The 11,748-nt window shown below is 40.4% G+C and carries 10 protein-coding genes; 8 read left to right on the top strand and 2 right to left on the bottom strand.

Features of this window, described 5'->3' with window-relative positions:
- Positions 1–70: 70 nt before the first annotated feature.
- Positions 71–508 (top strand): ferritin family protein, encoded by a 438-nt coding sequence (locus tag AC07VD_RS06340; RefSeq protein ID WP_130572195.1) that lies wholly within the window; start codon positions 71–73, stop codon positions 506–508.
- Between the two features lie 117 nt (positions 509–625).
- On the top strand, positions 626–952 hold the full coding sequence (locus AC07VD_RS06335; RefSeq protein WP_134155093.1) for a four-helix bundle copper-binding protein: 327 nt from the start codon (positions 626–628) through the stop codon (positions 950–952).
- Positions 953–981: 29 nt separating this feature from the next.
- Here AC07VD_RS06335 and AC07VD_RS06330 read toward each other — a convergent pair whose 3' ends face one another.
- Complete coding sequence (locus AC07VD_RS06330; RefSeq protein WP_494721647.1) at positions 982–2,709, bottom strand: SgrR family transcriptional regulator; 1,728 nt, start codon at positions 2,707–2,709, stop codon at positions 982–984.
- A gap of 113 nt (positions 2,710–2,822) precedes the next feature.
- Here AC07VD_RS06330 and AC07VD_RS06325 point away from each other — a divergent pair, with 113 nt between their 5' ends.
- Positions 2,823–4,028, top strand: a complete 1,206-nt coding sequence (locus AC07VD_RS06325; protein ID WP_494721646.1) for an MDR family MFS transporter — start codon at positions 2,823–2,825, stop codon at positions 4,026–4,028.
- Between the two features lie 106 nt (positions 4,029–4,134).
- Positions 4,135–5,289 (top strand): AbrB family transcriptional regulator, encoded by a 1,155-nt coding sequence (locus AC07VD_RS06320; RefSeq protein WP_015383286.1) that lies wholly within the window; start codon positions 4,135–4,137, stop codon positions 5,287–5,289.
- Between the two features lie 213 nt (positions 5,290–5,502).
- Here the strand turns inward: AC07VD_RS06320 and ntdR are convergent, their stop codons facing one another.
- Positions 5,503–6,492, bottom strand: coding sequence for an NTD biosynthesis operon transcriptional regulator NtdR (gene ntdR / locus AC07VD_RS06315; RefSeq protein ID WP_086343669.1), 990 nt, complete (start codon positions 6,490–6,492; stop codon positions 5,503–5,505).
- Positions 6,493–6,595: 103 nt separating this feature from the next.
- Between ntdR and ntdA the strand changes: the two genes are divergently transcribed.
- The 4 genes from ntdA to glcP all read left to right on the top strand — a co-directional run bounded on the left by ntdA (position 6,596) and on the right by glcP (position 11,099).
- On the top strand, positions 6,596–7,921 hold the full coding sequence (gene ntdA / locus AC07VD_RS06310) for a 3-dehydro-glucose-6-phosphate--glutamate transaminase (protein ID WP_494721645.1): 1,326 nt from the start codon (positions 6,596–6,598) through the stop codon (positions 7,919–7,921).
- Entirely contained in the window at positions 7,893–8,741 is an 849-nt protein-coding gene (gene ntdB / locus AC07VD_RS06305) for a kanosamine-6-phosphate phosphatase (RefSeq protein WP_024572383.1), read from the top strand. The genes ntdA and ntdB overlap by 29 nt, the downstream gene beginning before the upstream one ends.
- Positions 8,742–8,754: 13 nt before the next feature.
- Positions 8,755–9,807: a glucose-6-phosphate 3-dehydrogenase NdtC gene (gene ntdC, locus AC07VD_RS06300; protein WP_003244701.1), complete on the top strand. Its 1,053-nt coding sequence runs from the start codon at positions 8,755–8,757 to the stop codon at positions 9,805–9,807.
- 71 nt (positions 9,808–9,878) lie between these two features.
- A complete protein-coding gene (gene glcP / locus AC07VD_RS06295; protein WP_153255875.1) occupies positions 9,879–11,099 on the top strand; it encodes a glucose/mannose transporter GlcP in 1,221 nt (406 codons plus the stop codon).
- Positions 11,100–11,748: the final 649 nt, after the last annotated feature.

Raw genomic sequence — 11,748 nt, 5'->3', positions numbered from 1 at the left:
CCGCACATCTCTCCCTGCCCAACATATGCTTTTACAGAAGCCCAATTCCTAAGAATGGAGTTGAATCCCCTTGCATTACAGCTACTATCCCTATCCGGTGCCATACAGGGAAGATCCTGTTTTGATTCGGAATTTGCAGAAGGCCATCAACGGAGAATTCAGTGCAATTCAATGCTACCGCAAGCTTGCCGAACTCGCCCACAGCGATGAAATCAGAAAACAGGTTGAAGAAATCAGGCGTGACGAGATTCGCCACCTCCGTGAATTTTCCACACTGTATGGTTCAATTACCGGCAAACACATCATGCCGAAACAAACGGAAGAATGCCCGGACAATTTCACAAGAGGACTGGACGCCGCTTTTAAAGATGAACAAGAAACCGTCGACTTTTACTTGCGTGCGGCCGAGGAAACGTCAAACTTAAAAGCGAAAGGCGTCTTTACACGCGCAGCACGTGATGAACAAAATCACGCTGTCTGGTTCCTATACTATCTGATGGAACGTTAGATATACCCGCTCAGGGTATATGTACATATCACCTCAGCTAAAAACACACTCCCCTGTTTTTTTCAAATGCAGCCGGGAAACATAAAACCATATACTGTCATACAGGGGGAATCAACCATGGAGCAATATTCTGAAGCTTGTATTGAGGCTTGCATCGATTGTATGAAGGCTTGCAATCATTGTTTTACTAAATGCTTGGAAGAAAGCATGCAGCATCATCTCAGCGGATGCATCCGGCTCGACAGGGAATGCGCGGATATTTGCGCGCTGGCGGTCAAAGCCATGCAAACGGACAGCCCGTTTATGAAAGAAATTTGTGCACTTTGCGCAGATATTTGTGAAGCATGCGGCACTGAATGCGGAAAGCACGATCATGATCATTGCCAAGAATGTGCGAAAGCCTGCTTCGCCTGTGCTGAACAATGTCGCAGCATGGCAGCGTAAAAAAGAGGGTTCAAAAAAGAACCCTCTTTTTATTTGGACAGCCATACGGAGTACAAATCAATCCATCCCTCTTCATCAAGCACCAGGCCTCTTACATTTTTACTTGATGTCACCTGGAGCACATTTTGATACAGCGGGATCGCATTCAGCTCCTGTATCATCTGCCGGTCAATGTCACGCAGGATGTTGATTCTCGAACAGCGGTCAGGCATGGAAAACATCTGCTCTGTCATTCCTGAGCATATCTGTGTCAGCTTTTCAGATAGATGCTGATACAAGAAACTGTTCTCCGACAGCAGCAAATGCAGAAAACCAAACTCGCTGTCTTGATAAAACGTCGCACTGTCATGAATGATATCCGCCATCTGCACGATTTCCGGCCGTCGCAGTTCAGCAGCATCACAGAATTGAAGTGTAAGCCTGATACCGTGCTGGGCGCAAATATTTTGAATCCATTCGGCGTCCTCACGATGATCCGTTTCCGAAAAGGTATAAAGCACGATTGTTTCGCCCTCGTATCCGCTTTTCTTCAACAATTCAGATGGCGAAACGCCCTCCCACTCAAAAGGACTCGGATGCAAAAAGGACGTAACCGGGATTCTTCGGTGCCCTCCCGCTTCACGAACGAGCCGTTCAGAGGAAATCAGCAGCCGGAGCGCTTTTCTAAAGCTTCGGTGCTGAAGAGGCCCCTTCTTTTTCAGATTAAGCGACAAATACTGAACATGCCGCTCATCAAAGACAGTTTGCTGCTCAGGACTTGTTTGTTTTTCTTGAATGGTAAAACCGTTCATCTCTCCGGCTTGCTCAGAAAACACAAACTCAACGCGATCCAAATAGGGGCGTCCCTTGAAGTAGCGCTCATTGGCTTCAAGCACAAGCATCCCGCTGTGTTGCTGATTCACCTGAAAAGGCCCTGTTCCATTTTTCCCGCCGCCCTGTTCTGCCGGAAGTATGGACAGCCGTTCATCACAAAGAGCATACGGCAAAAGCGCATTCGGCTTATCGAGTATGAGCTCCACACAATAAGGGCCCTTTTCTAAGACTTGTTTCACTCCGTGCAGAAGCCATTTATACGGGTTGTCACCCAGTTCCAAAAAGCGCTGAAACGTAAACGCAACGTCCCGCGATGTCAGCGGCTGTCCATTATGAAATGACACACCTTTTCGAAGAAAAAATCTCCATTGTTTTTTTCCGACCTCTTCCCATCCATGAACCAAATGAGGCTTCGGCTCCTGTATATCCGAATCAAACGTCAAGAGTGTATCAAATATCTGTTTGACGAAATGGCCCTCAGACCGCAAAAATATTTGGCATGGATCCAAACTGCTGACAGATTCAGGCGCGATGAACAGCCGCAGAACATCCTTCGTCCCATTCTCGCCCGTCTCCGTCACAAATCCGAACACCTCTGAAAGCCACATGTTATATTCGTTTTGAAGCCCTGGAAACACGGACTGATACTGCTGAAGCAGCTCCTTTGCCTTTTTAAGCTTTCCTGACATGGTATATTCCTTGGCAGTTTGAAGAAGCAATTCCTCAGGCCTCCGAAGAAACGCGATTTTAGATTTACGGCCGCGCCCCGCCCCGCTTTCCCGGATAATCCAATTGTTGTTCTCCAGCTTATGTAAAATGAGCTTTGCATTTCTTTCTGTACAAAATAAACAGTTAGCAATCTCAGTGAGCGTCATTTCGTTCATTTGCCCATACTCGGCGCAGCCTGTTTTTACAAGCGCCACGTAGTGCTCTATCAGCTTCAATCCCCGCACCTCCCGACAAAAGGGGAACTTTTATCTCTTCTTTTCTTCACTTTTTGGGCCGCCGCCCCTTCTATACACTACTACTATATCAAACAGCGAAAGGCGGCGATCACATGTTGACCAGTTTTCACTCTATAAAATCGAGATATACCGCTCCCGTTCGGCTCCGCTTTTTCGGCGAATTGCTGACAAGCCTGACAGGTGCAATGATGGGACCTTTTATGGTGCTGTATCTGCATGAACAATTAAACGGCAGTATCATGATGCCAATGCTGATCATCAGCCTTCAGCCATTTGCTGATATTTTCCTGACGCTCGCTGCAGGACGGGTGACGGACCGGCTTGGGCGGCGCACAGCGATTTTGACCGCATTGCTTCTTCAATCAGCGGCAATGACAGGGTTTGTATTTGCTGAGCATGCGTATGTTTTCGCTATTCTCTATGTCATGAATGGCATCGGAAGGTCGTTGTACATTCCTGCTTCCCGCGCCCAAATCGCCGAAAGCACGCCGGAAAGCAGACGTTCGGAAGTGTTTGCGATTATCAATGCGATCTATTCGGCGGGCCTGACGGCAGGGCCGCTAGTGGGGATGCTGCTGTACAATCATAACCCCGTGTGGATATTCGCATTAGATGCTGCGGCATTGTTTATCTACTTTCTGATCGCTGCACTGAAACTGCCTGAGACAAAGCCGCTACACCCAGCTGTTACCCCGGAAATGTCCGCGAGCTTTACGATATACAGGCCTGTCCTGCTTCTTTTGCTGCTCTCTCTCCCCATCAGCATGTTATATGCACAAACAGAAACAACATACAGGCTGTTCAGCAAAAACATGTTTTCTGATTATCTGTCCATGCTGACCATCTATTCAGCAGCAAAAGCTTTATTCAGCTGTGTTCTCCAAGTACCTCTTGTCAAAGGGACCGAAAAGCTTTCAATGAAAACGATCCTCTTCATTACTTATATTTGCTACACCCTTGCGGCTGCCGGTTTCGCATGCTCAACCTCCCTGACAATGCTTTTAGTGACGGCAGCGGTGATGACGGTTGGCGAAAGCATCGGGCTAACCCACATCCAGACCTTCATATCAAAATTGGCGCCGCCTCATTTGCTGGGCCGGTTTTATGCTGTCTATGGTCTGCATTGGGATATATCCCGCTCAATCGGACCGCTGGCAGGCGGGCTGATCCTGACATCATTTGGCGGAGAAGTGATTTTTTACGCTCTTGCTGTATGTCTGCTGACAGCGGGTTTATCTCTAACTTACACAATAGAGAAGCTCGAACACAAGGTCATAAGAAAAGTGAATCGCTTATAGAAAATAATTCATAATTTCTTTATCAACAAAAATATACTATAGTAATAAATACATTCACTACGTGAACAATTGGAGTGTTACGTGAAAAAGGAAGAAGGGTTTTACATTGAAGAAAGACGAAAATCTCCTTAAAGATCTATGGTTTATCGCAATCAGTGCAGCCGGGGGGTTTATTCTTTCATTAACCGGAATATCAATTGGATGGATGATCGGAACACTGATTGTCGCCTGCTGCCTCGCCATGATACGGCCGGCATGGCTGATGATGGCACCAGACCAAAAAGGAATTAACCGACGATGGCTCGCCCTCGGGCAGATGATCCTCGGCATCGAATTGGGCCAAAAGCTGAATTTATCCGTTCTCTCTGTTCTCAAAGACCATTGGTTTTCAGTCGGCGTTATGCTGATATTGTCTATCCTGCTGGCCATGCTGTCAGGATATGTGCTTTGGCGTTTCAGCAAAACGGATATGATGACTAGCTTTGTCGGCACCGCTCCCGGCGGGCTTTCCGCCATGCCGAGCATCGCACAGGAAGTAGGCGCCAATACCGCTATAGTCAGCCTCGTTCAAATGATGCGTGTGCTGCTCGTGGTGCTTTCCATTCCGTTTTTAGTCATTCTGATCTATACAAAACAAGATCGTACCGCAAGTGCCGCAGCAGAGACGATTTCTTCTGCAACGACAGATTTTAGGCTCGCTCCCGTTTTGTGGACCGTCATTCTTATTCTCGCTGCCTGGGGAGCTTGCAAAGCTGCGAAATTTTTAAAATTTCCAGCTCCATGGCTGCTCGGCAGCATGCTCGGTGTAGCAATTGTACATGTTGGCGGAGCTGCGGTGACAGGGCACGACATGACGGCATGGTGGCCGTCACAAGCTAACCATGTATCACAAGTATTTCTCGGGGCAACGATCGGCTCTAAGATGTATAAAAGCATGTTTGCCGGCGTCACCCGTATTATCATCGTCGGGTTTGTCTCGTCCGTCGGTTTAATCGCAGCAATGTTTTTGAGCGCCGTGATCGTTTCCGAGCTGACAGGAATTTCGCTCATCACTTCTGTTCTGGCATTTGCGCCCGGCGGGATTGCAGAGATGGCGACGACGTCTGTTACCTTACATGCTGATTCCACCTTTGTCGTTGCGGTTCAGGTCATTCGCGTCATTCTGGTTATTGCCCTGCTGCCGCCGTTTTATCGCCTGCTTCACCATCTTCATGGTGAAAAAAAAGACAAAAAGAGCTCGATCAGCGGCAGTAATGCCTAGTTGAAAAAAGGGTTCAAGAACTTTTAATTCGGAAACCATCGAGATGGGGAAATATAAGTGGATATTTCGTTGTTAATGGATCAGATTTGAAGTGAGTGCTGCCAGAGGGTGAAATGAAAGAAATAATTGACGACTTACTATTGAAAAAGAGGTTAAAATGAATAACCTCTTTTTCTTATATAAAGATATAAAATGATAAAGGGAAATCTATCGTTACGTTGATTCTCTTATAATAAGCTTTGTTGGCAGTTTAATAATTCTTCTGTTTAAAGAGGCATTACCCGAAATGGACTCGATGATTTTCAACACAGCCTGTTGGCCTAATTCTATTACGGGAATATCAATTGTTGTTATGGTCGGAGTAACGACTTGGCAAATCAATTGGTTGTCAAAACCAATTACAGCTAAGTCTTCTGGAACTTTAAAGCCATTTTTCATTGCCTGTTTAATAATCCCTGCGGCGACTTGATCATTTCCTGTAAATATTGCTGAGGGTCTGTCCTTTAGATCCTTTATCTTATGAAAAACACGAAAGCCATCCTCGATATTAAACATTTCGCCGAATATCCATTCGCTTCTATGATGTAAATTGTAATCTTGTAAAGCTTTCAAATAACCCTCTTTCCTCTGACATTGAGCTTCGCTATATGGAGTATCAAAACAAAACCCAATTTTTTTATGCCCTCTTTCAATTAAATGTACTACCCCCATGTATGTAGCTTCAAATTCATCATACCCAATTATCGTGATGTCCGCTGAGTGATGATATTCATTACATAATAAGATAGGACCATACTTTAAGAAAGGGGATATCTGATCCCATTCATTTTCTAAAGTTCCAAGAATAATACCATCCACTTCTTTATGTTTCAATAACTCTAATAATTCTAGCTCTGTCTGTTTGTCATAAAAGGTCTGAAATACAATTACCTTGTAATTCTTAAACAGTGCTTCATGAGAGACCCCTTTTATTAATTGAGCAAAAAATGGATGGTCGATACTCGGAACCGATAAAGCTATCGTTTGTGTCTTATTTCTCCTAAAATTCCGAGCTAAATAATTGGGAGTGTAGTCAAGTTCGTTAATAGCCTTTAAGATCATATCTCTTTTTTCTTTCGACACATAAGGATGATTATTCAATACTCTTGACACTGTGGTTTTAGACACATTGCATAATTTTGCTATTTCATCAATTGTAGGCATATTTTCCCTTCCTTAAAAAAGTTGTTGACATGTTACCGATTTCAGAAATTAGGATAAATTTGTAATAAATTTTTAGATTATAAAATCATTGGAGGTACTGTTCATGCAAAAACAGGTTAAGATTTCAGGTAAAAGCAAAGAAAACGTGTCACTATTAAAACACTTAAAAGGTGACGTACAAGGAAAAGAACTTGTTATTGAAGACAGTATTGTAAACGAGCGGTGGAAACAAGTATTAAAAGAAAAGATAGATATTGAACATGATCTTTTCAACTATCAAAAAAATCGTGAAATCAGTAAAGTCCCTTTTTTGCCTGTAGACAGATTAATAACCAATGATGAAGTGGAAGATATCTTAAATACATTAACTGAAGTTTTGCCAACTGGAAAATTTACGAGTGGTTCCTATTTAGAGCAATTCGAAAAAGTTTTATCTACATATTTACATAAAAGGTATGTAATTGCAACCAGTAGTGGAACCGATGCTATTATGATAGGTTTATTGGCTTTAGGGTTAAACCGAGGGGATGAAGTTATCATGCCGGCTAATAGCTTTTCAGCTACTGAAAATGCTGTGTTAGCTTTAGGAGGCGTTCCTATCTATGTAGATATTAACCCGCAAACATTCTGCATCGATCCTGACAAAATTGAAGAAGCAATAACTCCTTATACAAAGTTTATTCTACCTGTGCATTTATACGGAAAACATTCAGACATGCAGCATATCCGTCAAATCGCAAATCGTCATAAATTAAAAGTAATTGAAGATGCCTGCCAAGGAATTGGACTGACAGACTTAGGAAAGTATGCAGACATCACTACATTAAGTTTTAATCCCTATAAGAATTTTGGTGTATGTGGCAAGGCTGGAGCAATAGCAACTGATAATGAAGAACTCGCTAAAAAATGCATTCAATTTAGTTATCATGGTTTTGAAGTAAATGTGAAAAATAAGAAAGTCATCAATTTTGGATTTAATTCAAAAATGGACAATTTACAGGCAGCAATTGGTTTAGAGAGAATGAAGTACCTTTCATTAAACAACTTCAAAAGACTGTTCTTGGCGGATAGATATATTACCCAATTAGCAGAGTTGCAGAATAAAGGCTATATTGAATTACCAGAATTAAGTGAAGATCATGTATGGCATCTGTTTCCTATTAAGGTAAGAACAGAAGATAGGGCAGATATCATGACTAAATTAAATGAAGATTTTGGTGTTCAAACAGATGTATATTATCCAATACTGTCTCATATGCAAAAAACTCCTTTAGTACAGGACAAGTATGCAGGACTCCAATTGGTTCATACGGAAAAGGCTCATAGTCAGGTACTGCATTTGCCTTTATATCCGTCATTTACTTTAGAAGAACAAGACAGAGTAATGGAGGGACTGTTTCATGTTATTAAGCAAGAAATCGGAGTATAAAACGTTATCCACGGTTGAACATCCTCAGTATATTGTTTTTTGTGATTTTGATGAAACGTATTTTCCGCATACAATCGACGAACAAAAGCAACAAGACATCTATGAACTCGAAGACTATCTAGAACAAAAAAGTAAAGATGGGGAGCTAATAATCGGATGGGTTACTGGAAGCAGTATAGAATCTATTCTCGATAAAATGGGACGAGGAAAATTTAGATATTTTCCGCATTTTATAGCTAGTGATCTTGGAACTGAAATTACGTACTTTTCTGAGCATAACTTCGGACAGCAAGATAATAAGTGGAACAGTCGCATAAATGAAGGGTTTAGTAAAGAAAAGGTTGAAAAACTTGTGCAACAGCTACATGAAAATCATAACATTCTTTTGAATCCTCAAACTCAATTAGGAAAGTCACGGTATAAGCATAACTTCTACTATCAGGAACAAGATGAAATAAACGACAAGAAAAACCTATTAGCAATTGAAAAAATCTGCGAGGAATACGGCGTTTCAGTAAATATCAATCGGTGTAATCCCTTAGCAGGCGATCCAGAAGACAGCTATGATGTAGATTTTATCCCCACAGGGACAGGAAAGAATGAAATTGTAACGTTTATGTTAGAGAAATACAACCTAAATACCGAAAGAGCTATCGCATTTGGGGATAGTGGAAATGATGTTCGTATGTTACAGACAGTAGGGAATGGATATCTGCTCAAAAATGCAACACAGGAAGCCAAAAACTTGCACCACCTTATAACTGATAGTGAGTACTCAAAAGGAATTACTAATACCTTAAAAAAATTAATTGGATCATGAGGAGGAAATAAAAATGAAGAAGATCGGCATCATAGGTGCAGGTGGTATTGCAAGAGCGCATGCAACTGCTTTATCTACAATAAAAAATGCAGAGTTAGTAGGGGTATATGACATAAATCAACAAAATGCAGAAAGCTTTGTGAAAACTTTCGGCGGGAAGTCATTTGAAAACGTAGATGAACTAATTGATGCCTCAGAAGGTTTAATTGTAGCATCACCAAACTTTTGCCATAAAGAACATGCTTTGCAAGCATTAGGAAAACATAAGCATGTTTTGTGTGAAAAGCCTATGGCTATTTCTCTTGAAGAAGCAAGCATAATGAAAGATACTGCTGAAAGGTTGAGCGTAAGAGCCAGTATGGGATTTAATTATAGATATTTATCTTACGTAAATATCTTAAAAAGCTTAATTATCAATAATGAACTAGGTAACATACTGTCCATAAAAGTACACTTCAAGAAAAATAGTGCACTTAGGCGTAAGAAGTTTACTTGGAGAGATGACGCTAACAGTAAGAAGACGAGTGGATCATTGGGGGATCTGGGTATTCACCTTATTGACATGGTATGGTATTTGTTTGAGAGTGATTTCATCACAGAATCAGTAAGGGCAAAAATGAACACAAATGTAAAAACAAAAGAGGATAAACAGGTACTTGTAGATGACTATGCAGAAATTTATGGCCAGCTGAAGAACAAGGTATTTGTAAATATCATCACATCAAAGTGTTCTGTACCTGAAGACTGTGGTTTTAGCATTGAGGTAGTTGGACACAAAAAAGAGTTTAAATACCACACAGGTAATCCTCACGTTTACAAGCTCATAGATGGCTTGAACGTGGTAGACTGCCCAGTACCGCAAAGCCTATTAAACGATCCGCCAAACGAGTTTTATGGATGGGCTGATTCTTTTAGAAGCGAGTTAATCAATTGGATTGCATCAACTCAGAATGATTGGGTTGAGATCCCTTCTTTTAGTGATGGTTTTAGATCTCAGGAAGTATTAGAAATGTTCTTTGAGAAAGACAGCAACTCTCAACCAATGTCTGTTTCAGCAGTCAACTAGTATTTCAAAGAGAGAAGTTACTAAAAAAGCAGGAATTTATTTTCCTGCTTTTTCATATAGGGGTGTAATGAATGTTAAGAGGGACATATTTATTTGGATATGCTTTCTTTTTTACAGTAGGTATTATCCATATATCAACAGGGAGTTTGACACCATTTCTATTAGAGGCTTTTAACAAGACAACAGATGATATTTCGGTCATAATCTTCTTTCAGTTTACCGGATTTCTAAGCGGAGTATTAATCGCACCGTTAATGATTAAGAAATACAGTCATTTTAGGACACTTACTTTAGCTTTGACAATAATGCTTGCAGCGTTAAGCATCTTTTTTCTAACTAAGGATTGGTATTATATTATTGTAATGGCTTTTCTCTTAGGATATGGAGCAGGCACATTAGAAACGACAGTTGGTTCATTTGTTATTGCTAATTTCGAAAGTAATGCAGAAAAAATGAGTAAGCTGGAAGTTCTCTTTGGATTAGGCGCTTTATCTTTCCCATTATTAATTAATTCCTTCATAGATATCAATAACTGGTTTTTACCGTATTACTGTATATTCACCTTTTTATTCGTCCTATTCGTAGGGTGGTTAATTTTCTTGTCCAAGAACCGAAAGTACGCTAAGAATGCTAACCAACAAGTGACCTTTCCAGATGGAGGAGCATTTCAATACTTTATAGGAGATAGAAAAAAATCAAAGCAATTAGGCTTTTTTGTATTTTTTGCTTTCCTATATGCTGGAATTGAAACAAATTTTGCCAACTTTTTACCTTCAATCATGATAAACCAAGACAATGAACAAATTAGTCTTATAAGTGTCTCCTTTTTCTGGGTAGGGATCATCATAGGAAGAATATTGATTGGTTTAGTAAGCAGAAGGCTTGATTTTTCCAAATACCTCCTTTTTAGCTGTAGTTGTTTAATTGTTTTGTTGATTGCTTTCTCTTATATAAGTAACCCAATACTTCAATTGGGTGGTACATTTTTGATTGGCCTAAGTATAGCGGGGATATTTCCCATTGCTTTAACACTAGCATCAATCATTATTCAGAAATACGTTGACGAAGTTACAAGTTTATTTATTGCCTCGGCAAGTTTCGGAGGAGCGATCATCTCTTTCTTAATTGGATGGAGTTTAAATCAGGATACGATCTTATTAACCATGGGAATATTTACAACTATGGCGGTCATTCTAGTAGGTATTTCTGTAAAGATTAGGAGAACTAAAACAGAAGACCCTATTTCACTTGAAAACAAAGCATCAAAAACACGTGTAAATGAAAGATACTAATAGACATATCGTAAATAAGAAGAGGACTTAATGTCCTCTTTTTACTTTTCAAATAAAAATAAAACAAATGAATGAATTGAGGTAAATACATGTACAAATTTATATATATAGAAGATACATTGAGTGAAAAAGATCAGTGGTTCCAATTATTAGAAAGTAAAATCACAAGTTACTTGGGTATTCTAGAGATCTCTGACCAATTTCAGAATAGGTTGATTCATAACGAATTGTTGGATGGTACGGCATCTCTGCAGAAAATATTGGCAAGTTAACAACAGACTTAGCTGAGAAATGACAGGGTCTATTAAGTGGGGGTACGAAAATTCTTATGCGTGAAAATGAAACAAGTATTACATTTGTTGATTCTATGGGAGTATTAGCCGAAATAGAAAGTGAGACATTCCTCCCAAGAGGAAATAAAAGGACTAAATAGGTGGCTTGCAACAGAAGGTCTTTCCTTGTTTATATGGAGAAAACAGTGTTTTAGCAAGGGAGATAGTAGATGATAGAAGTGGGCAGAGCTATCAGAAAACATATCTGTAAAAAAATAATTCTAAAATTCCCTCGAAATATTTTGAGAGCATCAAAAGCCAAAGAGCAAATTTTGAGATGAACCGAAGATGCATGTAAACTAAAGGGAAATCCTAAA

It is taken from the genome of Bacillus sp. GW821-FHT01G09, assembly GCF_059422205.1.
The sequence above is the reverse complement of the archived record's forward strand: the minus strand, read 5'-3'. Positions and strand labels throughout refer to the sequence as shown.

Coding starts and splice junctions, on each gene's coding strand:
- AC07VD_RS06335 (WP_134155093.1), top strand. CDS start 626: ATGGAGCAATATTCTGAAGCTTGTATTGAGGCTTGCATCGATTGTATG.
- AC07VD_RS06325 (WP_494721646.1), top strand. CDS start 2,823: ATGTTGACCAGTTTTCACTCTATAAAATCGAGATATACCGCTCCCGTT.
- ntdR (WP_086343669.1), bottom strand. CDS start 6,492: ATGCCTACAATTGATGAAATAGCAAAATTATGCAATGTGTCTAAAACC.
- ntdA (WP_494721645.1), top strand. CDS start 6,596: ATGCAAAAACAGGTTAAGATTTCAGGTAAAAGCAAAGAAAACGTGTCA.
- ntdB (WP_024572383.1), top strand. CDS start 7,893: ATGTTATTAAGCAAGAAATCGGAGTATAAAACGTTATCCACGGTTGAA.
- ntdC (WP_003244701.1), top strand. CDS start 8,755: ATGAAGAAGATCGGCATCATAGGTGCAGGTGGTATTGCAAGAGCGCAT.
- glcP (WP_153255875.1), top strand. CDS start 9,879: ATGTTAAGAGGGACATATTTATTTGGATATGCTTTCTTTTTTACAGTA.